We start from the raw sequence: 25253 nt of genomic DNA on the forward strand, positions 1-25253 counted from the left end.
CACAAGCGTAGTCATTCCAGCGTCGGCGCCACCTCGCGGGCGACCTGCACCAGCGCCGCGATCAGCGGCGTCATCGGGTCGCGCTGCGGGACCACGAGGCCGATGCTGTAGTCGACGACGGGATCGACGATCGGAATGCTGCGCACGGAGTCCGACAGCCCCAGCGTCTCAGCGAGCTTGGCGGGCATCACGCTCGCCCAGCGCCCGGTCTTCACATGCGTGTAGAGCACCAGCAGCGAGTTCGAGGTCAGCGTCGGCGTCGCCTCGGCGCCGACGGAGGCCAGCGCGCGATCGATAATGCGGCGGTTCTGCATGTCCGGCGTCAACAGGCACAGCGGCACCTGCCCGACCTCCTTCCAGCTGACCCGGTCGCGATCGCCGAACATGGCATCGGGCGCCGTCAGCAGGCGATAGCTCTCGTTGTAGAGCGGAATGGTGCGGACCTTGCCGATCGGCTCGTTCTCGATATAGGTCAGTCCGGCATCGACCTCGAGATTTTCCAACAGGCCCAGCACGTCGGCCGAGGTGCAGGACTGGATGCGAAAGCGCACGTCGGGATAGCGCGCGCGGTACGGCGTCGTGAGCTGCGCCACCATGCCGAGCACGGTCGGGATCGCGGCGATCCGGATCTCGCCGGAGAGCTTGTCCTTGAGGCTGTTGATCTCCTGCCGCATCGCCCGGGCATCGCCGACAATGCGCCGTGCCCAGTCGAGCGTGCGCTCGCCTTCCGGCGTGAAGCCCTGGAAGCGCGAGCCGCGCTGCACCAGCATGACGCCCAGGATCTCCTCGAGCTGCTTCAGGCTGGTCGACATGGTCGGCTGCGTGACGCCGCAAGCTTCCGCAGCCCGTCCGAAATGCCGCTCCTTGGCGAGCGCGAGCAGAAGTTCAAGCTTGTCGATCAAGGCATCATTCCCAGGAAGTTAAAGATCCGGTGGCAAGGGTCCCCCGCCCGGCTGCCACAAATAGCACGGGCGGGCGGGGGCCCATACTTCAAAAGCGGCGTCGGATGAGCATGTTGCGGGATCATTGGGCTATCAAATTGAGCCATTTCCAGCCGTTATCGTGCCGGCCTACGAGGATGGGTGGAGCGAAAGCGATACCCATCGCCATGCCGGCTGGCGTTGAAGCCGTTAGCTGACGAGATCCAACTCAGGCGATGTGTGACGCCGCATCGGGACTCCGGTCCGGACCACGGCGAAAACCTCGAGAGCATGATCGTAGCCCTTGATGGTCCGCTCTCCGATCGATGCAAGCGCGATACTGTCCCTGACATGCTCGGTGACAACCGGGTCCACCAGTATCTGCGCGTCATCAGCCAAATCGCAAAGCCGCGATGCAAGATTGACCACGTTTCCGATGGCTGTGTAGTCGAGGCGTTCGTGCCAGCCGAGCGTTCCGACGGTTGCAGGTCCCATCGCGATACCCACGCCGAATCCCATGGCGCAGCCAGCGGCGTTCCAGGCCCCGGCCAGGGACTGCACGGCAGCTTGCATGTCGATCGCAAGGCGAACGCCGCGCTGCGCCGGGTTCTGGCAAGCCACGGGCGCATTGACGAGGACCATCACGCCGTCACCGGCGAAGCGGATCAAGGTCGCCTCATGGCGGGCCGTGACGGTGCCGATGGCTTCATAGTACTGCCTCAGCACGGCCAGAATTGCATCGGGCTCGGCACGCGCGGTAAACGCGGTGAAGCCACGCAGATCGCCGAAAATCGCAACCACCTCCCGCCGCTGCGCATCCAACAGCCCCTGATCGGAGTGCTCAACCAGTTCAGCCACCTGTGGCGCCAGGAACTGTTTCAGGCGATTGATACGCTCGGACTTCTGCTGCGAGACCGCGAGTTCCTCCGCCATCTGGTTGAACCGGACCGCCAGTTGCTCCAGTTCGTCGCGGCTCTGGATCGTGATGCGATGGTCGAGTTGCCCCATCCCGATCCGTTCGACGCCGGCCTCCAGTTGTCGGATCGGTCCCCACATGCGGCACGCTCGCCAATAGGCCAGGACAAGCGCGAAGACGATTCCGAGGCCGATGAGTATCAGGGAACGCCAAAGCGCCGCGCGGATGGATTCGAACGCCTCCAGGACCGGCTGCTGGGCGATCACCGTCCAGCCCACGTTGGGGGCGCGCACCGAGAGTGCAACGACGGGCGTACCGTCCTCGCCTGTCGTGGTGACCGCGGATCCGTTCGCAGCGCTGACTTCTGACTCCAGCCGGTTGAAATCGGCTGCCCCGGCACCGCTGCGCAGCACCAGGCTGATGTCGGGGTGGGCGATCAGCCGTCCGGAATCGTCGACGACAAGCGCGTGGCCGGTGTCGCCGATCTTGATCGCCGCGATGATGTCCCAGATCAGTTTCAGGTTGATGTCGGCGACGACGACCCCGGCGGCCGCACGGTTTCCCGCCACCGCGATCCGCATGTAAGGCTCGGAATCGCGCCGATAGTGCACCGGGCCGTACCAGACCCGGTTGGCGCGTGCGCCGACAACGGCAGGATCGGCCGACATATCAGCGCCAGGGCCGGTTCGGTTCATGCTGACGCGGGAGACGAAAACGCGTTCGGTGCCGGTCGGGTCGATCAGCGAGAGCGAAACGATCGCCGGCACCTGCTGCAACAGACGCAGCCCGTCGATCCGGCGCCGGTCGTCCTCGCCCTGCGTCCAGGGAAACTGCACGACCCAGCCGAGCTGATCGCGAATTCCATCGGTGAAGGCCTGAATCCGATCGGCCGCCGAGCGGGCCTCGACCCGGAGAAGCTCATCCAGATCGAACCGATTGTCACGAAAGGCAAACCAGGCTTCGGTTGCCGAGCCGAGCAGCAGCGGCACCACCACTGCGACGAACAGCGTGGTGAAATACTTGGCGAACAGGGAGCGGCGCGGACGGATCACCGAAAGAACATCCAAGCAAAAGTGTTTCAAACCAATATGAGATATGCCCGATTCATTCGATCACCCTGTTGGCGCGAAACAGGACGGACGATTTGTCGAGGTCAATGCCGAGTTGTTCGGCCGTCCTGAGATTGACGACCAGTTCGAACTTCGTGGGTTGCACGACGGGAAGATTGGCCGGCTTCTCGCCGCGCAAGATCCGATCGGCGTAGGTCGCGAGCCCAAAATAGGTCGCGCGCTGGTTGGCCCCATAGCTCAGCATTCCGCCGGCCTCACAATATTCGCTCCAGCCGAACATCGACGGCAGCCGATGCGCGATGGCGAACTGGGCAATCTTGTTCCGATGTACCATCGTGAGAACGTCCGGGAACACCAGCAAGGCGTCCGCACGCGCCTCACCCGCCGCGGCAAGCCCGCTGTCCAGTTCGTTCGGACCGGCGAAGGGAACATAAACCGTTTCAATGCCCAGCTTGGTCGCGGCCTCCCTGGTCGCACGCCACTCCGATTGCTCTCCCGGATGGTTGCTGTTCGAAAACACGGCAAGCCTGCGCAGGGTCGGCACGACCTCCTTGAGCAACTCAACCCTCTTCCCCGCCAGTTCAAGCGACAGGAACGTCGAGCCGGTGAAATTGCCGCCGGGCTGACCAAGACTGCTGACGAGGCCCAACGCCACCGGATCACCGCTGAGGGCAAACAGGACGGGAATGTCCTTGACCTCCGTCAGCGCACGCGTCGCAGGACCGCTCGATACGGCAAGATCGATGTTGCCACGCCTCAGCTCGGCGACCACCTCGCGCAGCGCCTGGGGATTGCCGAAGTGAAGTTCGAGGGTGAGGTTCTTGCCCTCGATGTAACCGCGCGCCCGCAATCCCTCCCTGAACCCATCCAGAAACGGGTCGGGCTGGGATTGGATGGAAACCCAGAAAATACGATAAACTTTTGCCGAATCCTGAGCGAATGCGGTGACCGGCCAGGCCATCGCAGCACCCGCAAGCGCCATGAATTCTCGTCGTTTCATGCCGACGAATATGACCTGTATCGGCGCGCCGCGCTTAGAGCCCGTATGCAGATAATCTGAAGATAATCTTGATTTTGGCTTGGCAGGCGGTCGCAGCAAGCACTCCTGCCCAAATACGTCACGGCAGCTGACCCACCGTTATCAAACCCCAAGACTCCCTGTGGGCGGCATGAACGGGGCGATATCCGGCCTATCCAAACAAACGTGCTATGGTGCTGCACCGATACGCGAATGTTGCGCCGACACCACACAATCGAGATGGGGTGTTCAGATGATCACAATCCCGGAACTGGTTGCGCAGGCCCTGGGATCGTTCCTGGCCTCGGATACCAGAAGCAGATTCGGCTCCTCCCAGGCCCGGCTGGCTGAATATCTCCCCTATGCAGCCAGGCTCACATTGGAGTGCATCGGCAACAGCGACGCCCTGTATCACAACATCGAACACACCATGCTCGTGACCCTTGCCGGCCACGACATCCTCATGGGCCGGACGATGATGCGGACAACGACACCGGACGATTACACCAATTTCATCCTGGCGTGCCTCACCCACGACATCGGATATGTTCGCGGAATTGTCCAGGGAGATGACGGGGACTCCTATATCGCAGATCTCGGCGGCCGTACCATTCGCCTGCCACGCGGTTCATCCGATGCCGCGCTGGGGCCCTACCATGTGGACCGCTCGAAGCTGTTCGTCTTCGAGCGGTTCGACGCTACCGAAGAAGTCGATGCGAGCCGGATCGCCAGGGCAATCGAGTATACGCGATTTCCCTATGTTGATTCATCGTCAAACGACGAGCTGATTGAAGAAGAGGGCCTGTTGCTGCGCGCGGCCGACCTCATCGGGCAACTCGGCGACCCCAACTACCTGAAGAAAGCGAATGCCCTGTTCTACGAATTTCAAGAAGTCGGCATGAACAAAACGCTCGGCTACGAGACGCCGGCAGACGTCGTTTACAAATATCCGCAATTCTACTGGAACAACGTCGCTCCGCAGATCCAGACGGCAATACGCTATCTCAATGTCACCTCAAGTGGACGTCAATGGATCGCAAACCTGCACAGCAATGTTTTCCGGGCCGAGCGTGAAATGAACTTGTCCGGCCCGCAGCCGTGATCAAAATCTAGAATCATCGGAACGGAAGGGGCTCTAGGCCTTTGCAACACCGGCTACACGCAATCCTTCGACGAACCGATTGATGAAGCCCACATCATTGCAGAAGAAGAACTCCTGTCGCGCCGTTTCAGTGTTGTAGTTTGGCTTGCGTTGCAGCAGTTCCGTGGCCACCGATTCCGCCTGCGCCCGATCCCCGAGAAGTCCGAGCGACGCTGCAAGTGTCGCAAACGCCTGATAGGTAGCATTGGGCTGCCGTGTCGCCCGCCTCGCGAATTCGACCGCTATGTCATACTCGCCCAGGGAGAAGTGCGCCCACGAGCGGACATGGTGGAAAGCAGAAATATGGCTGTCGCGCGGACTAAGCATGATTGCCCGATCGAGCAGCGTCTCCGCCTCGATCTCCCGTCCGTACCACAGCATGTTGAATCCTTGGGCGAAATAGGCCTGCGCAAAGCTCGGATTGAGCTCCAGCGATACGTCGAGCGCCGCCAGCGCCTCGTCGTTCTGATGGGTCAGGCACAAAGCGCGTCCGAGCGCGCAGTGGCAGAAGCAATCGAGCTCGTCGAGCGCCACCGCATGGCGCCCCTGGCGCAACGCCGTTACCAGCCGCGCCGCGCGATCTTTCGGTTCGTCAATGAACGCGCGTTGAATATTGACGTAGCTGAGAGCGCCATGGCCGCGCGCAAAATTCGGATCGGCGGCAATCGCCCGCTGAAAATAGGTTTCGGCCGAGTCGAATCCCGGCGTGGTGAAGCGCCACAGATTCCATAAACCGCGCTGGTAGCAATCCCAGGCGTCCAGGCTTTCCGGCGCCTTGCGGGCAGCGAGCTGCTGCTCGACCTTCGACAGTTCGGGCTCGATCGTTGCGGCGATCTGCCTTGCCATCTCCTCCTGGATATCGAAAATATACTCCAGCTGCAGGTCGTATTTATCGGCCCACAATTGCTTTCCATCCGCAGCGCGGACGAGTTCCGCCGTTATCCGCACAGTATCGCGGTTCTTCCGAACGCTGCCGACCAACACATACCGGACGCCTAGCGACTCACCGATTTCGCGTGCATCCACCACACGTCCCTTGAACGCAATGGTCGAGTGTCGCGAGATGACCGAAAGCCACCGGTTACGGGCGAGAAGGCGAATGATGTCCTCCGTCAGCCCATAGCTGAAGTAGTCGTTCTCGGGGTCATCAGACATGTTTCCAAACGGCATCACGGCGATCGACGATCGCGTGACGGCCTCGGCCTTTACGGATTCCGAGACGATATCATCGAGGCGGGACACTTCGGCGGAAACCGAGACGCGGCCTGGAACGTTGCCCGGCACGTCTGGAACAAGCTGAGCCGCCTCCGCATCGGCTTTCGGCGCATCAATGGCCTGAACATCGCCGACAAACCGGAATCCCCGCTTATGCAATGTCCGAATAAAGAGCTGGTCGTTTCCGTTGTCGCCAAGCGCGCGCCGGGCGCCGTTGATGCGACTGGAGAGCGCGGCTTCGGAAACGATCCGACCATTCCAGACCGTCTCGATCAGCTCGTCCTTGCTGACGATCCGGTCATGGTTGCGCACGAGGTGAACGATGAGATCGAATACTTGGGGCTCGATATGCACGGCTTCGCCTAGCCGGCGCAGCTCATGCTGGCTGAGGTCGATTTCATACTCGGCAAACCGGTATTGCAATACCACCTCTGTTATTCCGACGCGAGGCAGATCCGCCACTATCAGGCGGTTCACGATACAAACTAAGTAAAAACAGTCACTTCCGGAGGAAAAACAAAGGTCTTCTCAAGGACTCCGTCAAGCGAGAACAGGAATCCCAATCTACAGACGGGTCAATCCTCGTTCAATCGGAGATGACCATGATTGGCCTGTTGCTCAATCCCACCAAGGGGGATGTTTCGCCAGAAGGCCTGTTGCCGCACGACGGCGCCATACGGACCCACGCACCGATCCAGGCAAGCCCTGTCGCTAGGCCTGTCGTCCTGCCCACGCGGCTGCGGGGCCTTCTCGACGGCTGGATGGCCGCCGCCATCGCCTACCGCGATCGGCAAGCCGCCTGGCTCGCAGCGCACCAGGCTGGAGATCGTGACTTGAAGAACAAGCGCATCTACCGCAGCCCGATCGACCCCGCCCTCGAGAGAGCCGCGCGGCGTCGCAAGCACAGACGCATCGAGCAGTCCTGACCAAAGCCATTGCCCGACGTCACCATTCCAAATCGAGGAGATTTCAAATGTCGATTACGATGCAAAATGGACCGAATGCGGCGTCTCCCGCCGTCGCCTCTCTTACAACGAGGCTGCTCACCCTTTGCTACGGCGGCATCGTCTACCTGATCTTCTTCGGCACGTTTCTCTACGCGGTCGGCTTCGTCTCGGGGTTTGTCGTACCCAAGACCGTCGATACTGGTTCGACGTCCTCGCTGACGACGGCCCTGCTGGTCAATTTGGTGCTGATGTCGATCTTCGCCGTGCAGCACAGCGGCATGGCGCGGCAGGGCTTCAAGAAGCTGTTCGCGCGCTTCGCGTCGCCTGCGATCGAACGCTCGACCTATGTGCTGCTGGCGAGCCTTTCGCTGATCCTGCTGTTCTGGCAATGGCAGCCGATGCCTGCGGTGGTCTGGAGTATCGAGAATCCAACTCTCGCCGGCGTCGTGACCTCAGGCGGTTTTGTAGGCTGGCTCATCGTGCTCTACAGCACCTTCCTGATCAGCCATTTCGAGCTGTTCGGATTGACGCAAGTGGTCTCGCATTTTGCCGGACGCGTAGTTGAGCCCATGAAGTTCAAGACGCCGGGGCTGTATCGCCTGATCCGGCATCCGATCTATCTCGGCTTCATCATCGCCTTCTGGTGCACGCCGACCATGACGCTGGGCCATCTGCTGTTCGCTGCAGTGACGACGGCCTACATTTTCGTCGGCATCTATCTCGAAGAGCGCGATCTGGTGGCGATGTTTGGCGATCAGTATCGGCGCTATCGCGAAAAGGTGGCGATGCTGGTGCCGGGCGTTTTCTGACCAACGGTTAAGCGTGCAAGACGCGCCCGTCACGGCATGCCTGACGGGCGCGTTCCATTGCGCAAATGTGACGATATCGGGCGTTAACTCCAATTCGCCCGCCATCAGCCCATAGGCATTGCCTATGCCCTTGTCTTGATTGCGTTTTGAAATCGCAACATGAGACAGCTTTATTGATATCCCGCGCGATTCCCCTACTCATCGGAGCGCACAACCTCTGATGAGAACGCGAACTCGCCGCAAATTCCGCCGGTCGCGCAAGCAACCGGCAGAGCCCAGGCGTCCGGAGATCGCAGCGGTCGGCTACATTCCCATGATGGCAATGTCCTTCACCGTGCCGTTGACGCCGGCGATCTTGGCGGCCTCGGTCGCCTTTCCGGTAGCGAGGTCTACGCTGTAGAGCGTGCCGCCAGCCATCAGCCAGGCCTCGTTCTTGCCGGCGCCATCGGACCAGATGTCAAACGCGACGGCATCCGCCTTGACCCCGAGCTTGCCGATCGCACCGAGCACGCCGTCATTCGGCGGCGCCTGCTTGATCAAGCCGCCGATGGTGCCGTCGATATCGAACAGCGCGGTCTCCTTTGCGCCCTTCACCGAATTGGTATAGGCGCCGGCGACGATGTTCGGCTTCTCGCCCTTGTGCATGTCGCTGTCGGCAAACTTGTGGTCGCCGTCCTTGGTCACCTTGCCGTCATCGACATTGGCCCGCAGATTCATCCCGTCCGCACCCATCACGCGCAGGCGATCCGCCACCGGATTGAAATCGACCGTCGCGGCCACGCCCTTGGCAAGCATGGTGTCGAGCTTCGATTTCATCGTGGCCTTGCCGTCCATTGCGATGGTCACAATGGTGCCATCGTCGACCAATCCATAGAGCAAGCCGTCGGCCGGACGCACGTCGATGCCGACCAATGCACCGGAAATGCCGGTTACCTTGACGGACCCGGTCGCCTTCTTCTGCGCGGTATCGACCATCGCAATGGTATCGCCGCCGATCAGGGCTGCGACCTGCGCGGCGTTGGCGGCTGCGGATGACAGCAATAATGCGGCCGAGGCGGCGAAAATCGAACGATAGTTCATCGGTGAGCTCCCTGTGTTGCTATGATCCTCTCGGGACCAACACAGCGGGTACCGGCGGGCGCGGCGAAACGGATGCAGCACACCGAAAATAATTTTCGGCACATGCATCCAAATGCCGCATCTCAAGGTAGAACAGCCATGCAAAGGCATAGACATGACCGGAAATGGCACCATCACCGCAAGCCCGCATGCTCCCGCCGTGCTCGATCGGGAGCGCGAGGCGCAGCTTGCCGCAGCCCTGGCGCGTTGTGCGGCCGGCGACCGCACCGCATTGCGCGTGATCTACGACAGCGAGGCGCCGCGCATGGTCGGCATCGCGCGCCGCATCCTGTTTCGGCAGGACCTTGCGGAAGAGGCCGTACACGACGCCTTTATCCGGATCTGGCGCGGCGCGGCAGGGTTCGATCCACGCCGCGGCAGCGCGCGCGGCTGGCTCTATGCGGTGGTGCGCAACCGGGCGCTGAGCATTCATCGCGACGAGCACCGCTATGAAGCATCGGATGAAAGCGCCGGGGATGTCGACTGCGAGGCCACCCTGTCGCGGCTGCCGGAGACCAGCGCGCTGCGCCGGTGTCTCGAGCAGATCGACCGCCCCCGCCGAGACGTGGTGGTGCTGGCCTATGTCCACGGCATGAGCCACGGCGAATTGGCGGGACGGCTCAAGGTTCCGCTCGGTACGGTCAAAAGCTGGGTACGGCGCAGCCTCTTTGCGTTGCAGGAGTGCATGGGATGAACCCGCACGACGCCGATAACGCCATGGCGGCCGATTACGTGATGGGCCTGCTTGACGGTGCCGAGCAAGCCGCCGCCGAACAGCGCATCGCGACCGACCAATCGTTTGCTCAGGCCGTCAGCGCGTGGCGGGAGCGGCTTGCGGACCTCGATCTCACGGCCGAGGAAACCCCACCGAGCCCGGCGCTTTGGCAACGCATCGCGGATGCAACCAAAATCGCGCCAATCGACGCCCTGCCCTCCGCACGCGCCGCGCTGCGTGGCGCCACATTGTGGGACAACATCCGGTTCTGGCGCGGCCTCGGTATCGGCAGCGCCTTCGCCGCGCTGTTTTTTGCGACGATCATGATCGGCGCATTGACAACGTCGCGTCACCTTCGCAACGACCTGATTGCGCTGGCGCAGAGTAAACCCGTCTACGTCGCCGTGCTGGTGAACGACGCGACCAAAGAGGCCGGAGCCATCGTCAACGCATTTTCGAATGGCCGCGTCGAGCTGATACCGTTACGGCCGATCGAGGTTCCCGCCGGCCGCACGCTACAGGTTTGGACCTTGTGGGATCGCGCGGTGGGCCCGAAATCGATCGGCCTCACCGGTCAGTCGCGCACGCTGCAGCTGAATTTGGAGTCGTTGCCGGAAACCGTGCAGGACCAATTGTTCGAGATCACGCTGGAGCCGGAAGGCGGCTCACCCATCGGACGGCCGACCGGCCCAATCCTGTTCAAGGGCAACGCGGCACGGGCCTTGTAGTCGCCCCAGAGGGAAAGTGCCGGCCGTCCGGTTTCAGCACCAGCCCTTTTTCCAGTGACCGGGCGGGCATCCACGGCCGCGCCAGCCGACTTTACGGCCGCGGCTCCAACCAAACGGACGATATCCGTGCCCGCGGCCCCACCCATGACCGCGGCCGTGCCCGCCCTTTACTTCGATCAGATCGCCCTTCACCAGCGAGTCCTGGATCAACGGATAGCCACCGGGCATTGCTGTCGCCGGGGGCACAAAGGCGATCGGTAGGGTAAGTGCGATTCCAAATAGCAGTTTGCGCATGGGCCATCCGCTCCAGAGTTGAACGTGCCGGTTTCAAGCGGGAAAAAGCGGCAATAGTTCCACGCGATTGGGGCGGACCGCCGACAAGCGCCATTTGCGCACCGTTCCCATCAATCGCAGTGACGCCATTTCTTCGTGCCGAACAAAAAAAATCGGGAACGACATCCATCGTCCGGCGTTACAGGTGTGAGCAGGTAGATCAGGAAGGAGAAATCCAACCAGAAATATCAGCTCAAAGCCCCGTCAGTTATTTTAGATAGCTGGCGGGGTTTTGTTTGGAGGGGTTCATGCCTTACGCGCTTTTCGATGGCGACAGGCAGATCGGCCCCGGCCTTCCGACCGAGGTGGAGGCCTGGAAGCAAGCGCTTCAGGCTGGCCTGATTTCCGATATTCCCGTTTCCGACGAAGCCGGCGGACAGGTTTTGCCGACGGGCTATCGCGTCAAGGAAACCAGGGAGCAAGGCTGCGCGCCGGATCCGGCCTGGAAGCTTCCGGACGAAATTTCCTGACGCCGTTTTTGCCGGCGCTGCGCCATCGTAGCCCGCATAGGATGGGTGGGAGCGGCCTCGACTGAGGCCTAACGCCCCTGCTTGACGAAGGTCAGGCCGCTCACGGTCAGCCGCTCTTCGCTGGTCTCCCCTTCGGCCACCAGCCCTTCCAGATGGGTTTCAAGTTCCGGCAGCTTGCGGTCGAAATCCGCGCCCAGGCCCATCAGTTCGCAGGTCTTCCTGATGCGCTCGATGGGTTTTTCGAAGATATTGATCTCGGTATGCATCCCAGCCTCCTGATCCGCGACAATTCCGAGCGGCCGTATGAGTTCCTCCGTAAGAAACCGGGCATTACCCTCCGCCCACCAGCGACTGGAACACCCGCCTCACCTCGCCCTGCGTCTCGCGCACCCGCGCCTCCAGCGTCGAGAAGTCGGGCGTGTCGCCCGCCCTTGCCATCACCCGCAACAAATTCTCGCCCGAGGTTTCCGGATTGAACTTGCCGACGACGCAAAGCCGGAGGATCTGCGTCAGGTCGTGATAGAGCCGCGCGGCCGAGCGCAGCGTCTCGGCGTCGGAGTGGGCCAGGACCCCGAGACGCGCGGCATTGTCGAGCACCTGCAGCGCGGAAACGCTGAGGATTTCGGGTTTTCCCGCGGCGTGAACGAGCTGCAGATACTGCGCGATGAAATCGATGTCGACGAGGCCGCCGGCGGCGAGCTTGAGATCCCAGATGTCGCCCTCGCCCTTTTCCGCCGCGATCGCCCGGCGCATGTCGGCCACGTCGCCGGCGGTAGAGGCTGCGTCGCGCGGCCGCGTCAGCACGCTGCGGATGACGCCTTCGATCTTGTCGCGAAACGCCGGCGTAGCCGAAATCACCCGCGCCCGCGTCAGCGCCATGTGCTCCCAGGTCCAGGCCTCGCGTTCCTGGTAGTCGGCGAATGACTCGATCCGCGACGCCACCGGCCCGGCGCGGCCCGACGGGCGCAGCCGCATGTCGACTTCATAGAGCACGCCGTAATTGGTCCGCGTCGTGAACGCCGAGATCAGCCGCTGGGTCAGCCGCGCGAAATATTGCGCGCCGTGCAGCGACCGTTCGCCGTCGGAATCCGGGTTATCAGCGTCGAAATCGTACAGCAGGATCAGGTCGAGATCGGAGGATGCCGTCATCTCGCGGCTGCCGAGTCGACCCATCGCAACAATCGCGGTTTCCTGCCCTTTGATGCGGCCGTACTGGCTGGCGAACTGGTCGGTGACGAGGCCGTGAACCGTATGCACGATGCCCTCGGCGACATCGGCAAAGGCGACGCTGGCCTGTTGCGCCGACACCGTGCCTGAGAGAATGCGCGTGCCGATCAAAAACAGGCTTTCCTGCCCGAACAGCCGCAGACGGTCGAGAAAGTCTTCGTAGGAATCTGCGTCCTTCAGCGTCGTTGCCAGCCGCGCCGACAACTCTTTCTGGTCCGGCATTGCCCCGAAGAAGCGCGGGTCGATCAACCCGTCCATGATCTGCGGCTGGCGCGCCAGCATGTCGCCGAGCCGCGGCGCCGCGCCGAGGATCAGCGCCACCAGCGCGACCAGATCGCGGTTCTGGCTCAGCAAGGAAATCAGCCGGCCGCCGCGCTGCAACGCGCCCAGAAAACGGTCGAACGCGGTCACGGCATCGTCGGGGTCTTCTGCATGCGCGAGGCCGTCGATCAGGCCGGGCACGAACTCGATGAAGGCGGCCTTGGTCGCCTCATTACGGAGCGCGCGGTAATTGCCTTCCATCCAGAGCTGCAGGGTGCCAGCCACCGCGACCGGCTTCTTGAAGCCGAGCGTCGTCAGATGATCGAGCAGGCGCGCATCCTCTGGCCCGGCGGCGTAATTGAGCTGCGGCAGCTTCACCGTGCCGGTCGGATCGCCCTCGAACAGCTTGCCGTAATGCCCCTGCACGATGTTGAGGTGGCCGAGCAGATCCTTGGCAAAGGCGGCGCGGCTCTGATAGCCGAAGAAGTGCGCGAAGCGCTCGATCGCTTCGGCATCTTCGGGCAACGCATGCGTCTGCTCGTCCGCGATCATCTGCAGCCGGTGTTCAACGCAGCGCAGGAATTCGTAAGCCGTCGTCAATTCGTCGCAGGCCTGAAAGGTGATCCAGTTGCTGGTCGCCAGCACCTGCAGCGCATGCAGCGTGGGACGCACCCGCAATTCCGGATGGCGGCCGCCGGCTATGAGCTGTTGCGTCTGCGCGAAAAACTCGATCTCGCGGATGCCGCCGCGGCCGACCTTGACGTTGTGGCCCTCGACGGAGATCTCGCTCTGGCCGCGATAGGTCTGCATCTGCCGCTTCATGTCGTGGACATCGGCGAGCGCGGCAAAATCCAGATGCTTGCGCCAGACGAATGGCGAGAGCTCCGCGATCAGCGCCTCGCCGGCCCCGGCGTCGCCGGCGCAAACGCGCGCCTTGATCATCGCGGCGCGTTCCCAGGTCCGCCCCTCCCGCTCGTAATAATGCAGCGCCGCCTCGGTCGAAATCGCGACCTGCGTCGACGCGGGATCCGGCCGCAGGCGTAGGTCGACGCGGAACACGTAGCCCTCGCCAGAGCGTTGCTGCAGCAGGCGAGCGAGCGCCTGCGTCACGCGCACGAAGAACGGCGCCGGCTCGATGTCTGCTGCCAGCGAGGTTGCGGCCGGATCGAAGAACACGATCAGGTCGATGTCGCTGGAATAGTTCAATTCGCTCGCGCCCATCTTGCCCATCGCGAGCACGATCAGCCCACTGCCCTCCTCCGGCCTGTCGTGATTGAGGGCGGTCATGCGGCCACGCGCGATCTCCTGACGCAGCAGGAAGCGCAGCGCCGTTTGCACGGAGACGGTTGCGAGCTCGGTCAGCGCCGCCGTTACCCGCATCACCGGCCAGACCCCGCCGATGTCGCACAGCGCGATCATCAGCGCCGCCTCCGACTTCATGTGGCGAAGCAGATGCATGACATCAGCCTCATCAGCGGCGGCGAGCACGTCGCACGAGGTTCCCTCGATCAGCGAGGCGAGGTGCTGTTCCGGATCGCAGGACAGGAGCCGGATCAGCCGCACGGCATCCGTGCGGACCAGGTCGAACAGATAGGGTGAGAACTCGACAATGCCGAGCAGGATGGCTCTGGCGAATGGGCGATCCAGCCACGCGCCGATCTCGGCCGATTGCTCCGGCTCCAGTTCGGCGAGCCAGTCTCCCAGGCGTTGTTCGGCGTTGCTGGTGGCCGGGATATGCGGCCCGCACACGAAACGCGCGGCCAAGGCGGAAGAATTCATGCCACCTTCTGTGGCACATCCGGCGTTTGGGCTGCAAGCCTGTCACCCGCGGCAGATAGCGCCGGAATCACCAGCGTCGCGGTCAGGCCGGGATGGGAATCCCCTAGCCTGAGTTCGCCACCATGCAGGGTCGCCACTGCGGACGCCAAACTCAAGCCAAGTCCGGAACCCGGCAGCGTCCGGCTCGCCTCGAGCCGCACGAAACGCTCCACCGCGTGCTTGCGATCGGCTTCGGGAATGCCGGGCCCATGGTCGGTGACGCTGAGCAGCACATGATTGGCCTCGCGCCGCGCCTCGATCAGGATCTCCCGCGTGCGCGCCGCAATGACGGGGTCCATTGGCTGCACCACCGGCGATGGCTTGCCGTATTTGATCGCGTTCTCGACCAGATTGGCGAGCGCCTGCCCGACCAGCTCGCGATTGCCGTGCAGCGGCGCGCTCGCGGTCTTGACGCGCAGGATCATGCCGTCGTCCTCGGCCAGCGGCTCATACAATTCGTGAATGCCCTTGGCGACGTCGGCCGCGTCGAAATCATCCATGTTGCCGCGCGCCTGCCCGGACTCGGCGCGCGCGATCATCAAGAGCGCGTTGAAGGTGCGGATCAGCCCGTCGGATTCCTCGATGGTGCGTTCCAGCGCCGCGCGATATTCAGCTTCGCTGCCGGAACTCGCCAGCGCCTCCTCGGCGCGGTTGCGCATGCGCGTCAGCGGTGTCTTCAAGTCATGGGCGATGTTATCGGAGACTTCCTTCAGGCCCATCATCAGCGCTTCGATGCGCTCCAGCATGGCGTTGAGGTTTTCCGCGAGGCGATCGAGCTCGTCGCCGCTGCGTCCGACCGGTAGACGCCCGGAAAGGTCGCCGGCCATGATGCGCCTTGTAGTGCCGGTCATGGCGTCGATCCGCTGCAGCACCCGCCGCGCCACGAAAATGCCGCCGCCGATGCCGAGCACGATGACGACCAGCAGCGACCATTGCGCGGCGTTGGCAACGATACCGAACAGACGCCGCCGCTCGTCCAGGTCGCGGCCGACCAGGAGACGAAAACCGTTGGTGAGTTCGGTGACCCGCACCAGCGCGCGATGATCCGCGGTGTCCTGCTCGTCGAGCCGGCGATAGGCGGTCTCGGACCAGCCGGTCGAGGCCATCACACCCGGCGACAGCGATCCGACATTGCCGCCGATCGCTTTCCCTTCAGGCGTGGTGACAAGATAGAGATTGGCGCCCGGCCGCAGCGCCCGGTTTTCGAGCGTCCAGACGAGGCCGCGCAGGCCGCGGCGCGTATAGATGTCGGTGATCTCGGCGGTTTCGACGTTCACCGTGGCGGTGATCTGCTCGTTGATCAGCCGCCGCGTGTTCCAGGCGAAATAGCCGAGCAGCGACGCTGCAAACAGCGCAAACAAAAACAGATAGACCAGCGTCAGCCGGAACGCCGTGGTGCGGATCAGCTTACCGAAGGCCGTCACGGATCATGTATCCGGCGCCGCGGATCGTGTGCAGCAAGGGCCGATCGAAACCCTTGTCGATCTTGGAGCGCAGCCTGGAAATATGCACATCGATGACGTTGGTCTGCGGATCGAAATGATAATCCCAGACGTTCTCCAGGAGCATGGTGCGGGTCACTACCTGGCCCGCATGCTTCATCAGATACTCGAGCAGGCGAAACTCGCGCGGCTGCAGCGTCAACTCATCCTTGCCGCGGGCAACGCGATGCGACAGACGGTCAAGCTCAAGATCGCCGACGCGATAAGTTGTTTCTTCCGCCGGGCCGACATTGCGGCGCGACAGCACTTCGACGCGTGCCTGCAATTCGGCGAAGGAATAGGGCTTTGGCAGATAGTCGTCGCCGCCGGCGCGCAGGCCCTTGATGCGGTCGTCGACCTGGCCGAGCGCGGAGAGGATCAGCACCGGCGTGCGGTTGCCCTTCTCGCGCAAGCTCCCGATCACGGAGAGGCCGTCGCGCTTGGGCAGCATGCGGTCGACGACGAGCACGTCGTAATCGCCGCCTTCGGCCATCGACAGGCCTTCCTCGCCATCGCTGGCGAGATCGGCAACGTGGCCGACTTCACGGAACGCCTTGACCAGATAGTCGGCGGACTCGCGGTCGTCTTCGATGATCAACAGGCGCATTTGCGGGGCAGTTGCGGTCACGGGAATGGCTTTCTCTCACCATGGCGCGGCCGCCCTGCACATGCAAGGCGGCCGCGGATGCTCGCGATCAAGTGAAAAAAGCGGGCGATGAGGCTGGGGGACCTCACCGCCCTTAGGCCCTTCCGACGGAGGGGGGCGTATTCCGCTGGAAGGTTGCCAGAGGGAGCGAGTTTTGGACCCGCTCCCCGGAAGGAGACGTCGGCGGGGGCGACGAATGCCGGCGAAACCCTCCATCTGGTATCTAGTCCTCGTTTAGCCCTTCGCCAGCGGCACCGCGACGAAACGCGACGAACCGCCGCTCTTCACGCGCATGAGAACGCTGTTCTTGTTCTCGGTGCGCGCAGCATCCAGCGCCTCGCGGACTTCGCCCGCAGTACCGACGCTCTTGCCGGCGACTTCGAGGATGACGTCGCCTTCCTTGAAGCCGCGCTCGGCCGCGGCGCTCTTCGGATCGACTTCGGTCACGACGACGCCTTCCTTGCCGGCGCCGGCCACGCTGTTGGCGGGGGCAACCGTCAGGCCGAGCCTCGGCACATCGGTTCCCTTGCTCTGGCTGCCCTTGTCTTCCTTGTCGGTCGAACCCTTGGCCTCGATCGTGTTCGGCAACTGGCCGAGCGTCAGGTTGACGACCTTGTCCTGGCCCTTCTGCAGCACGTTGAGCTTGACCGAGGCGCCCGGCGCGAGACCGCCGATGGTGCGGGCGAGTTCCTTGGCATCCTTGACCGGCTCACCATTGACAGCGGTGATCACGTCGCCGGACTGGATGCCGGCCTTGGCCGCCGGACCATTCGGCTGCGGTTCCGCCACCAGCGCGCCTTCCGCCTTCTTCATGCCGAGGCTGTCGGCAATGTCAGACGTCACCGGCTGGATCTGGACGCCGATCCAGCCGCGGCTGACCGAGCCCTTGTCCTTGAGCTGGGCGATTACGTTCTTGACCGTCGAAGCGGGGATCGAGAACGCGATGCCGACGCTGCCGCCGGACGGCGAATAGATCGCGGTGTTGACGCCCATCACTTCGCCATTGGTGTCGAACGCCGGACCGCCGGAGTTGCCCTTGTTCACGGGCGCATCGATCTGGATGAAGTCGTCATACGGGCCGTTGCCGATGTCGCGGCCGGAGGCCGAGACGATGCCGGCGGTCACGGTGCCACCGAGGCCGAACGGGTTACCGACCGCCAGCACCCAGTCGCCGATCCGCGGCTTGCTATCGGACAGCTTGGCGAACGGGAAATCCTTGCGGCCCTCGACCTTGATCAGCGCGAGGTCGGTGCGCGGATCGGTGCCGATCACGTTCGCGGTGTAGGTCTTGCCGTCGTCCATCGTGACCTCGACCTTGTCGGCGCCGTCGACCACGTGGTTGTTGGTCACGGCATAGCCGTCAGGCGAGATGAAGAAGCCGGAACCCTGACCCGTCACCGGGCCACGGCCACCGCGCGGACCGCCGCGCAGGCCAGGGGGCAAACCATCCGGACCGCCGAAGCGACGGAAGAAGCGCTCCATCGGCGAGCCCGGCTGGAACGGCGAGTCCTCGTCCTTGTTGGCGCTGTCGTCACCCTTCGAGGTCTTGGCGGCGATGTTGATCTTGACCGAAATCACCGACGGCTTCACGCGCTCGACAATGTCGGCAAAGCCGATCGGCCGTTCGACCTTGCGGACCTCGGTGTTGACCTGCGCATGCGCCGCGCTGGTGAAGACATCGACCGGGCCCTGCTGCGGCGAGAAGCCATAGACGGCGGCGCCGAGGCCGGCGACGACGGAAGCCATCAGCGCGAATTTGCGCGCCGAGAACAGAGAACGGCGCGGCGCGCCGTTGGTCGGTAGCGAGGAAAGATCGACGGGACGTTCGGTCATGTTTCTAAAATCTCCAGAGCCTGAATTTCGACGGTGCGGGGCTGGGCACCTGACAGGGCCTGAAGATGGTGTTTGCCGCCTTACCGCGCGCTGGCTGGGGGATTAAAATTTTGTAATGCGGCGGCTTATGGATGCGGCAGAATAGCGCGGGCAAATCAGCCGTTTAGCTCTGCGGCTTTTCCGTGAAATTGTGCCTCAGCCAGTCGCGGAAGGCGATCAGGCCGGGATCGGTCTCGCGGAACGGACGGTACACGAGATACCAGGCCCTGCCCTTCGGCACCGACAGCGAAAACGGCGCGACCAGACGTCCCATGGCGATGTCGTCTTCGACATAGGGGCGCAGGCCAATGGCCACGCCAACGCCGTCGAGCGCCGCCTGTAGCGCCATTCCGTAATTGGCAAAGCTCGGCCCCAATGCGCCACGACGCCGTTTCACGCCTGCGGCGGAAAGCCATAACGGCCAATCCTCCGGCGAATGAGTCACCTGCAGCAAGCTCTCCTGCATCAGGTCCGACGGCTTGCCGAGCCGCCGCGCAATCGACGCGGCGCATACCGGAAAAAGGTCGGCCGAAAACAGCGGCTCCGCCGACAGTTCCGGCCAGTCGCCACCGCCAAGAAGGATGCCGCAAGTCCAGTCGTCCTTGAACGGATTGATCGCGCCGCCGGTAGCGAGCCGCACCTCGATGTCGGGATGTGCGCGATAAAAGCTCGCAAGGCGCGGAATCATCCAGCGCGTCGCAAAGGATGGGCCGACACCGATCGTCAAAACCGGCGTGGTGCGCATCGCCGAAACCTGCGCGACGCTCGATGCAATCGAGTCAAATGCGCTCGTCAGATTTGGCTGCAGCGCCCTCGCCTGCGCAGTGAGCGCAAGGCCGTTGGGGAGCCGCTCGAACAACTGAAATCCGAGACGCGCTTCGAGCAGCCGCACCATGCGGCTGATCGCGGCCTGGGTAACGTTCAGCTCCTGGCCCGCAGCCACGAAGCTGCCATGGCGCGCCGCGGCCTCAAAGGCGCGCAGGCCGTTCAGCGAAGGCAGGCGGCGCATGGACATCCTCCGAGGCTAACTTTTACTTGGCCTATGGCTGAACTAAACGCGTTTGCGAAGCGGCTGTCAAACGCGCATGGAGCGGCATCGGATCTAACCGGACGACGCCCATGCTCAGCCTCCCGATCGCAGCCGGATTCGCCGCCGCCATTGTGTCGACCTCCTTCATCTCGGGTATTTTCGGGATGGCCGGAGGCATGATCCTGATGGGAATTCTGCTGGCTTTCATGCCTCTGGCGCCGGCCATGGTTCTGCACGGCCTCGTGCAGATAGCCTCGAACGGCTGGCGCGCCTGGCAGTGGCGCTCGCATATCGATTGGCGGATCGTTGCCCATTACGCCGGCGGCGCGGTGGTCGCAGCGGCTGTGGTCGGCGTCATGGCGCTCGTGGCGAGCAAGGCGGTAGCCCTAATTATTGTTGGCGTGAGCCCCTTGTTGGGGCTGCTGCTTCCCGGCCGGCTCACACCCGACATCGGAAAGCTCGGCCACGCGCATGGCTGCGGCGTCTTGTGCACCGTGCTGCAGCTTCTGGCCGGGGTCTCCGGCCCGATCCTGGACGTTTTCTTCGTGCGCTCGCAACTCAACAGCCGGCAACTTGTCGCCACCAAGGCCGCGGTGCAAGTGCTCGGGCACTTTCTGAAGGCCGTCTATTTCGGTCACCTGCTCGCCGGCGGCGAGGCCCTGTCGCTGATCGCGATCGTTGTGGCGATCCCGCTTGCGGTCGCCGGGACGCACCTCTCGCGGTTCGTGCTGGAGATCATCAGCGAAGCGCAGTTCCGTACCTGGTCGCGGTACGTGATCGGCGCGGTGTCCACCATCTATCTGATTCAAGGCGTGGTGCTGTTGTGACCCGCGCCGTGCACATTGACGGAAAGCCGGTGCTTTCTCTGCCGCTTCACCTCTCAGGTCTTCGTCGTCATGAGTGCTGTCACAGTGGAGATCCCAATGACTATCGCTATCCGACACATCCTCCTGCGCACCAATGCAGTGTTTCTCCTGGCAGCGTCCGCGGGCGGCTTTGCAAGCGACGTTCGTGGAATCTTCTTCGGCCTTGGGCCGATCGCGCGCGTCGTGGCCGAGGCCCCCTATGCCGGAATTGGGTTCATCGAGGCGCACGGACTGGCGTTCATCCTGGGTATCCTGATGTGGCGCGCACAGCCGGCACGCGGCTGGCACCTCGCGGCGGTCGCCATTCATGTCCTGCTGGGGACCGCCAATCTGGTATTTTGGCAGCTCTTCATTGCGGCCGACATGCTGCTGGTCGGTTATGTCACCACGGCAATGCATGGTCTGTTTGTCGTGCTGCAGATGTCTGCCGCGATCTCGGCCCGGATGCCGGACAGTCCTGCGGTTCGCGCCGATCCGATTTCGTCCGACTATCGATAGTGGAGACGCGCCATGACTTATGAACAAAAAACCGTTGCGGTCGGCGCCGGCAGCGGCGTCCTGACCATGGTGGCCGCAATCGCCGGCATCTCGATGATCTGGGCGGATACCTCGGCCCTTACCGATGTCGCCGGCCGGCTTGCCTATACCCTGAAGGCAAACGCCCTTGCCGCGATCCCGCTGATGGTCGGCACCATCACCGTCGCCAACAACCGCTTCCTCAGCGAAGCGATCGATCCGACGCTGCGCAAGGAGGATCAGGCAACGCTGATCAACGGACGTGTGCTCGACAACACGCTGCAGCAATATGTGCTGTTCGTGATCGGCACATTGGCCCTGAGCGTCAGTCTGGCGCCGGGCCAGATGAAAGTCATCGCTGCGGCGACCATCGTGTTCATCGTCGCTCGATTTGCATTCTGGATCGGCTACCGGATCCACCCGCTCTATCGGGCGTTCGGCATGGCGGCGACGATGTACCTCAATATCGGCATTCTCGCCTGGGCGGGCTGGAACATTCTGCGGGGATGAATGACGTCAATCTGATCTTCCGCAACCAACTCGCGCCGAGGTCACTTCTTCATCTTCATCCGGCCCATGAAATCCCGCTTGCCCAGCGGCACGCCGTTGGTGCGCAGGATGTCATAGGCGGTGGTGGCGTGGAAATAGAAGTTCGGCAGCGAGAACGACATCAGAAAGCCCTCCGCCGTGAAGGGCAGCTTGTGTTCGCCGAGATGAAAGACGACGTCGCGGCCACCGAGCGCGTTGACCGCCTCGGGTGTCCAGCCCTCCAGCGCCTCGCGGGTCTGCGCGACCAACCCCTGCAATCCGGCGTAGTCGTATGGCGTCTTGAATGCCGGCGGACGGAATTCTCCGCTCTGCACGCCCTCGATGGCGCCGCGCGAATGCTGGGCGACGGAGATGATCTGAAAGCGCAGTGGCAGCATGTCGGGCGCGAGCCGCGCCTCGACCATCGTTTCCGGGTCGATGTTGTTGTCACGAAAGTGCTTTAGACCACGCTCGAGGAAGCCGCCGACCGCACCGAGGGTCTGCAGATAATTCGCCACGCTGGCGTCGTAGAGTGAAAAGGCCATGTCCGGTTTTCTCCCAAGGCAATATTATTTTTCTAGCCAGGGGATTTCATAGCGGAAACCTGCCCGCCTGCAATGAGGCGGTCAGCTCTTCTTTTCCGATGTGGTCTCCGCCGCGATCAGGCGCTCCAGCCGGGCTTGCTCCTCTTCGCTCAATCTGAGCAAGGATGGATCGGTTGCATCAGATGATTGCGAGCGGCGGCGGCTGTAGAACCACAGCGCCAGTCCGCCGCCGGCCAGTGCCAGCGGCGGCAACAGCCACAGCAGCAGCGTATGCGGCGTAAGGCGCGGCTTCAGCAGCACGAACTCGCCGTAGCGGGCCACCAGAAAATCGATCACCTGGCTGTCGTTGTCGCCGCCTGCGATGCGCTCGCGCACCAGAAGCCGCAGGTCGCGCGCTAGCGGCGCGTCGGAATCGTCGATCGACTGGTTCTGGCACACCATGCAGCGCAGCTCGCGCGACAGGTTGCGTGCACGCGCTTCCTTGGCAGGGTCTGCCATGATCTCGTCGGGCTGCACGGCATAAGCGGCCGGCGTGGCTGACACCACCGCGACGAAAAATACGTAGGCGAGGAGGCGCTTCACCGACCTACTCCGCCGGGGCCAGCGCACGCGCGGCCTTGGCCGGCTTCGGCGCGCCGACCCGCAGCCGGCGATCCGACAGCGACAGCAGGCCGCCGAACGCCATCAGGACGGGCCCCCACCAGATCAGGAGCACCAGCGGCTTGTGATAGATGCGCACCGCAATGGCGCCGTCCGCATTGGTGTCGCCGAGCGAAACATAGAGCTGGCTGGCGCCGCGGGTCAGCAGCGCGGCCTCGGTAGTCGAGGAACCCCGCGTGGTGAAGTTGCGCTTCGACGGTGTCATCACCTGGAGCGTTTCGCCGTCACGGCTGACGGTGAACTGCGCAATCATTTCGCGGAAATTCGGTCCCTGCCGTTGCGTGATGTCGTCGAGCTTCAACTGATAGCCGGCGACGGTTGCGACATCGCGCGGCTTCATCGTGCCGATATATTCGCTATTCCAGGTGGTCTCGCAGACGATGCCGATCAGGGCGACGCCGAGGCCGGCATGGGCAAACGCCGTGCCCCAGGTTGCCCGCGGCAAGCCACGCGCACGGGCGATTGCGACCGCAAGGGGAGTGCGGAACAGTCCCGTACGCTCCGCGAGGTCGGTCAATGCGCCCGCGATGACGAAGACCGCAAGCCCGATCGCGAGCGGCGCGAGAGTTGCACCGCCAAAAGTCCATGCAAACAGCACCGCCACCGCGATCAAGGCCGCAATACCGGCTGCCATCAGCCGCTGCGCCGCGCCGAAGAGATCGCCGCGCTTCCATGCCAGCAGCGGACCGAACGGCACGGCAAGCAGCAGCGGCACGAACAGCGGCCCGAAGGTCAGGTTGAAGAACGGCGCGCCGACCGAGATCTTGTCGCCGGTCAGAACCTCGAGCGCCAGCGGATACAGCGTGCCGATGAAGACGGTCGCGCAGGCCGAGGTGAGAAAGAGATTGTTGAGCACCAGCGCGCCTTCGCGCGAGATCGGCGCGAACAGCCCGCCCTGCTTCAATGCCGACGCGCGCCATGCGTACAGCGAAAGACTGCCGCCGATGAACAGGCAGAGGATCAGCAGGATGAACACGCCGCGCGCCGGATCGGTCGCAAACGCATGTACGGAGGTCAAAACGCCGGAACGCACCAGGAAGGTTCCGAGCAGCGACAGCGAGAACGTCAGGATCGACAGCAGGATGGTCCAGACCTTCAGCGCGTTGCGCTTTTCCATCACGACCGCAGAATGCAGCAGCGCGGTGCCGGCGAGCCACGGCATCAGGGAAGCGTTCTCGACCGGATCCCAGAACCACCAGCCGCCCCAGCCGAGCTCGTAATAGGCCCAGTACGATCCCATCGCGATGCCGAGCGTGAGGAAGATCCACGCCAACAGCGTCCACGGCCGCACCCAGCGCGCCCAGGCCGCATCGATGCGGCCTTCGAGCAGAGCGGCGACGGCGAAGGAAAACGAAATCGAAAATCCGACATAGCCGAGATAGAGCATCGGCGGATGCACGGCGAGACCGATGTCCTGCAGCACCGGATTGAGATCGCGGCCCTCGATCGGAGGACTGGCGATGCGCAGGAACGGATTGGAGGTGGCCAGGATGAACAGGTAGAACGCGGCGGCAATCCAGCCCTGCACCGCCAGCACGTACGCCCTGAGGGACAACGGCAGATTGTTGCCGAAGGCGCCGACCAGACCTCCGAACAGCGCCAGGATCAACACCCACAGCAGCATCGATCCTTCGTGATTGCCCCACACGCCGGTGATCTTGTAGAGCAGCGGCTTCATCGAGTGCGAATTCTCGAACACGTTGACGACGGAGAAATCCGAGACGACATGCAGCATCGTCAGCGCCGCGAACGATGCGCCCACGAACAGCAATTGCGCCAGCGCGGTGGAACGCGCGACATTCATCAACGCATGATCGCCCCAGCGCGCGCCCAGTATCGGCACCGTGGACTGGATCAATGCCAGTCCCAGCGCCAGCACCAGCGCGTAATGCCCTGCTTCCGCGATCACTTCGAGGTACCTTGCACCGGCGCCGACGCTGCCGTGGCACCGGGCTTGGCGCCGTAATCGTCCTTCCAGTGCCCCTGCTTCTTCAGGGCGTCGGCGACATCCCTGGGCATGTAGGTTTCGTCATGTTTTGCCAACACGGTATCGGCCCTGAAGACCCCCGAGGCGTCGATCGCGCCTTCGGCGACGACGCCCTGCCCTTCTCGGAACAGGTCCGGCAAAATTCCCTTGTAGGCGACCGGAAGCGTGGCGCTGCCGTCGGCGACGGAAAAATTCACGGCGAGATTGTCCCCGCGTACCAGCGAGCCCGGCTGCACCAGGCCGCCAAGGCGGAACCGTTTGCCCGGCGGGATCTGCTTCTCCGCCGCCATCGTCGGCGTCGAGAAGAACACGATGGAATCGCGCATGGCGTTCAGCACCAGCGCCGCCGCAATCGCGAGCACCGCGAGCGAACCGCCGATCATGGTCAAACGCCGTTGCTTGCGCGTCATTTCCG

General features: G+C 63.2%; 24 protein-coding genes. 9 read left to right on the forward strand and 15 right to left on the reverse strand.

Going from position 1 to position 25253, the window contains the following annotated elements; translation table 11 throughout:
• Positions 1-11 precede the first annotated feature (11 nt).
• From AC0QUY_RS19005 to AC0QUY_RS19015, 3 genes are all read right to left on the reverse strand, one after another.
• Positions 12-902: a LysR family transcriptional regulator gene (locus AC0QUY_RS19005; protein ID WP_475387931.1), complete on the reverse strand. Its 891-nt coding sequence runs from the start codon at positions 900-902 to the stop codon at positions 12-14.
• 228 nt (positions 903-1130) lie between these two features.
• Positions 1131-2888 (reverse strand): adenylate/guanylate cyclase domain-containing protein, encoded by a 1758-nt coding sequence (locus AC0QUY_RS19010; protein WP_475387932.1) that lies wholly within the window; start codon positions 2886-2888, stop codon positions 1131-1133.
• Positions 2889-2940: 52 nt separating this feature from the next.
• Positions 2941-3888, reverse strand: coding sequence for an ABC transporter substrate-binding protein (locus AC0QUY_RS19015; RefSeq protein ID WP_475387933.1), 948 nt, complete (start codon positions 3886-3888; stop codon positions 2941-2943).
• A 289-nt stretch (positions 3889-4177) separates the two neighbouring features.
• Here AC0QUY_RS19015 and AC0QUY_RS19020 point away from each other — a divergent pair, with 289 nt between their 5' ends.
• Complete coding sequence (locus tag AC0QUY_RS19020) at positions 4178-5026, forward strand: metal-dependent phosphohydrolase (protein ID WP_475387934.1); 849 nt, start codon at positions 4178-4180, stop codon at positions 5024-5026.
• Between the two features lie 33 nt (positions 5027-5059).
• Here the strand turns inward: AC0QUY_RS19020 and AC0QUY_RS19025 are convergent, their stop codons facing one another.
• On the reverse strand, positions 5060-6709 hold the full coding sequence (locus AC0QUY_RS19025) for a winged helix-turn-helix domain-containing tetratricopeptide repeat protein (protein ID WP_475387935.1): 1650 nt from the start codon (positions 6707-6709) through the stop codon (positions 5060-5062).
• A gap of 173 nt (positions 6710-6882) precedes the next feature.
• Here AC0QUY_RS19025 and AC0QUY_RS19030 point away from each other — a divergent pair, with 173 nt between their 5' ends.
• Together AC0QUY_RS19030 and mddA are read left to right on the forward strand one after the other, a co-directional pair.
• The gene (locus AC0QUY_RS19030) at positions 6883-7206 is read left to right on the forward strand and encodes a hypothetical protein (RefSeq protein WP_161853100.1); all 324 of its coding nucleotides are present in this window, start codon (positions 6883-6885) and stop codon (positions 7204-7206) included.
• 47 nt (positions 7207-7253) lie between these two features.
• Entirely contained in the window at positions 7254-8036 is a 783-nt protein-coding gene (gene mddA / locus AC0QUY_RS19035) for a methanethiol S-methyltransferase (RefSeq protein WP_475387936.1), read from the forward strand.
• 303 nt (positions 8037-8339) lie between these two features.
• On the opposite strand, the gene AC0QUY_RS19040 is transcribed toward mddA, so the two are convergent.
• Positions 8340-9116 (reverse strand): DUF4394 domain-containing protein, encoded by a 777-nt coding sequence (locus AC0QUY_RS19040; protein WP_161853099.1) that lies wholly within the window; start codon positions 9114-9116, stop codon positions 8340-8342.
• A 154-nt stretch (positions 9117-9270) separates the two neighbouring features.
• On the opposite strand from AC0QUY_RS19040, the gene AC0QUY_RS19045 reads away from it, so the two are divergent.
• The 3 genes from AC0QUY_RS19045 (at position 9271) to AC0QUY_RS19055 (ending at position 11401) form a co-directional block, all read left to right on the forward strand.
• Positions 9271-9849 carry a sigma-70 family RNA polymerase sigma factor gene (locus AC0QUY_RS19045; protein WP_161853098.1) on the forward strand — a complete coding sequence of 193 codons (579 nt, stop codon included), beginning with the start codon at positions 9271-9273 and terminating at the stop codon, positions 9847-9849.
• Positions 9846-10598 (forward strand): anti-sigma factor, encoded by a 753-nt coding sequence (locus AC0QUY_RS19050; protein ID WP_161853097.1) that lies wholly within the window; start codon positions 9846-9848, stop codon positions 10596-10598. Before AC0QUY_RS19045 ends, AC0QUY_RS19050 begins: the two co-directional genes overlap by 4 nt.
• Positions 10599-11179: 581 nt before the next feature.
• Positions 11180-11401: a hypothetical protein gene (locus tag AC0QUY_RS19055; protein ID WP_161853096.1), complete on the forward strand. Its 222-nt coding sequence runs from the start codon at positions 11180-11182 to the stop codon at positions 11399-11401.
• A 68-nt stretch (positions 11402-11469) separates the two neighbouring features.
• Here the strand turns inward: AC0QUY_RS19055 and AC0QUY_RS19060 are convergent, their stop codons facing one another.
• The 6 genes from AC0QUY_RS19060 to AC0QUY_RS19085 all read right to left on the reverse strand — a co-directional run bounded on the left by AC0QUY_RS19060 (position 11470) and on the right by AC0QUY_RS19085 (position 19715).
• Complete coding sequence (locus AC0QUY_RS19060; RefSeq protein ID WP_161853095.1) at positions 11470-11667, reverse strand: hypothetical protein; 198 nt, start codon at positions 11665-11667, stop codon at positions 11470-11472.
• 64 nt (positions 11668-11731) lie between these two features.
• Positions 11732-14668 (reverse strand): bifunctional [glutamine synthetase] adenylyltransferase/[glutamine synthetase]-adenylyl-L-tyrosine phosphorylase, encoded by a 2937-nt coding sequence (locus tag AC0QUY_RS19065; protein ID WP_475387937.1) that lies wholly within the window; start codon positions 14666-14668, stop codon positions 11732-11734.
• Complete coding sequence (locus AC0QUY_RS19070) at positions 14665-16131, reverse strand: sensor histidine kinase (RefSeq protein ID WP_475387938.1); 1467 nt, start codon at positions 16129-16131, stop codon at positions 14665-14667. Before AC0QUY_RS19070 ends, AC0QUY_RS19065 begins: the two co-directional genes overlap by 4 nt.
• Complete coding sequence (locus AC0QUY_RS19075) at positions 16115-16795, reverse strand: response regulator transcription factor (protein WP_161856509.1); 681 nt, start codon at positions 16793-16795, stop codon at positions 16115-16117. The genes AC0QUY_RS19070 and AC0QUY_RS19075 overlap by 17 nt, the downstream gene beginning before the upstream one ends.
• 273 nt (positions 16796-17068) lie before the next feature.
• The gene (locus AC0QUY_RS19080) at positions 17069-18667 is read right to left on the reverse strand and encodes a Do family serine endopeptidase (RefSeq protein ID WP_475387939.1); all 1599 of its coding nucleotides are present in this window, start codon (positions 18665-18667) and stop codon (positions 17069-17071) included.
• 163 nt (positions 18668-18830) lie between these two features.
• Complete coding sequence (locus tag AC0QUY_RS19085) at positions 18831-19715, reverse strand: LysR substrate-binding domain-containing protein (RefSeq protein ID WP_475387940.1); 885 nt, start codon at positions 19713-19715, stop codon at positions 18831-18833.
• Positions 19716-19825: 110 nt separating this feature from the next.
• Between AC0QUY_RS19085 and AC0QUY_RS19090 the strand changes: the two genes are divergently transcribed.
• The 3 genes from AC0QUY_RS19090 to AC0QUY_RS19100 all read left to right on the forward strand — a co-directional run bounded on the left by AC0QUY_RS19090 (position 19826) and on the right by AC0QUY_RS19100 (position 21628).
• Entirely contained in the window at positions 19826-20563 is a 738-nt protein-coding gene (locus tag AC0QUY_RS19090; RefSeq protein ID WP_475387941.1) for a TSUP family transporter, read from the forward strand.
• A gap of 96 nt (positions 20564-20659) precedes the next feature.
• Positions 20660-21100, forward strand: coding sequence for a hypothetical protein (locus AC0QUY_RS19095; RefSeq protein ID WP_475387942.1), 441 nt, complete (start codon positions 20660-20662; stop codon positions 21098-21100).
• A 12-nt stretch (positions 21101-21112) separates the two neighbouring features.
• Positions 21113-21628 carry an MAPEG family protein gene (locus tag AC0QUY_RS19100; protein WP_161853088.1) on the forward strand — a complete coding sequence of 172 codons (516 nt, stop codon included), beginning with the start codon at positions 21113-21115 and terminating at the stop codon, positions 21626-21628.
• Positions 21629-21669: 41 nt separating this feature from the next.
• Here AC0QUY_RS19100 and AC0QUY_RS19105 read toward each other — a convergent pair whose 3' ends face one another.
• From AC0QUY_RS19105 to ccmE, 4 genes are all read right to left on the reverse strand, one after another.
• A complete protein-coding gene (locus AC0QUY_RS19105; RefSeq protein WP_475387943.1) occupies positions 21670-22191 on the reverse strand; it encodes a DUF1993 domain-containing protein in 522 nt (173 codons plus the stop codon).
• An 81-nt stretch (positions 22192-22272) separates the two neighbouring features.
• Positions 22273-22773, reverse strand: coding sequence for a cytochrome c-type biogenesis protein (locus AC0QUY_RS19110; protein ID WP_475387944.1), 501 nt, complete (start codon positions 22771-22773; stop codon positions 22273-22275).
• 4 nt (positions 22774-22777) lie between these two features.
• On the reverse strand, positions 22778-24760 hold the full coding sequence (locus AC0QUY_RS19115; RefSeq protein WP_475387945.1) for a heme lyase CcmF/NrfE family subunit: 1983 nt from the start codon (positions 24758-24760) through the stop codon (positions 22778-22780).
• Entirely contained in the window at positions 24757-25248 is a 492-nt protein-coding gene (ccmE, locus tag AC0QUY_RS19120; RefSeq protein WP_475387946.1) for a cytochrome c maturation protein CcmE, read from the reverse strand. The genes AC0QUY_RS19115 and ccmE overlap by 4 nt, the downstream gene beginning before the upstream one ends.
• Positions 25249-25253: the final 5 nt, after the last annotated feature.

This window comes from Bradyrhizobium sp. WYCCWR15520 (assembly GCF_056174665.1).

Bases quoted from the DNA above. Each gene is read 5' to 3' on its own strand.
- AC0QUY_RS19020 (WP_475387934.1), top strand. From the start codon at position 4,178: ATGATCACAATCCCGGAACTGGTTGCGCAGGCCCTGGGATCGTTCCTG.
- AC0QUY_RS19055 (WP_161853096.1), top strand. From the start codon at position 11,180: ATGCCTTACGCGCTTTTCGATGGCGACAGGCAGATCGGCCCCGGCCTT.
- AC0QUY_RS19050 (WP_161853097.1), top strand. From the start codon at position 9,846: ATGAACCCGCACGACGCCGATAACGCCATGGCGGCCGATTACGTGATG.
- AC0QUY_RS19045 (WP_161853098.1), top strand. From the start codon at position 9,271: ATGACCGGAAATGGCACCATCACCGCAAGCCCGCATGCTCCCGCCGTG.
- AC0QUY_RS19095 (WP_475387942.1), top strand. From the start codon at position 20,660: ATGACTATCGCTATCCGACACATCCTCCTGCGCACCAATGCAGTGTTT.
- AC0QUY_RS19040 (WP_161853099.1), bottom strand. From the start codon at position 9,116: ATGAACTATCGTTCGATTTTCGCCGCCTCGGCCGCATTATTGCTGTCA.
- AC0QUY_RS19085 (WP_475387940.1), bottom strand. From the start codon at position 19,715: ATGCGCCGCCTGCCTTCGCTGAACGGCCTGCGCGCCTTTGAGGCCGCG.
- AC0QUY_RS19080 (WP_475387939.1), bottom strand. From the start codon at position 18,667: ATGACCGAACGTCCCGTCGATCTTTCCTCGCTACCGACCAACGGCGCG.
- AC0QUY_RS19105 (WP_475387943.1), bottom strand. From the start codon at position 22,191: ATGGCCTTTTCACTCTACGACGCCAGCGTGGCGAATTATCTGCAGACC.
- AC0QUY_RS19065 (WP_475387937.1), bottom strand. From the start codon at position 14,668: ATGAATTCTTCCGCCTTGGCCGCGCGTTTCGTGTGCGGGCCGCATATC.
- mddA (WP_475387936.1), top strand. From the start codon at position 7,254: ATGTCGATTACGATGCAAAATGGACCGAATGCGGCGTCTCCCGCCGTC.
- AC0QUY_RS19030 (WP_161853100.1), top strand. From the start codon at position 6,883: ATGATTGGCCTGTTGCTCAATCCCACCAAGGGGGATGTTTCGCCAGAA.
- AC0QUY_RS19075 (WP_161856509.1), bottom strand. From the start codon at position 16,795: ATGCGCCTGTTGATCATCGAAGACGACCGCGAGTCCGCCGACTATCTG.
- ccmE (WP_475387946.1), bottom strand. From the start codon at position 25,248: ATGACGCGCAAGCAACGGCGTTTGACCATGATCGGCGGTTCGCTCGCG.
- AC0QUY_RS19100 (WP_161853088.1), top strand. From the start codon at position 21,113: ATGACTTATGAACAAAAAACCGTTGCGGTCGGCGCCGGCAGCGGCGTC.
- AC0QUY_RS19015 (WP_475387933.1), bottom strand. From the start codon at position 3,888: ATGGCGCTTGCGGGTGCTGCGATGGCCTGGCCGGTCACCGCATTCGCT.
- AC0QUY_RS19060 (WP_161853095.1), bottom strand. From the start codon at position 11,667: ATGCATACCGAGATCAATATCTTCGAAAAACCCATCGAGCGCATCAGG.
- AC0QUY_RS19090 (WP_475387941.1), top strand. From the start codon at position 19,826: ATGCTCAGCCTCCCGATCGCAGCCGGATTCGCCGCCGCCATTGTGTCG.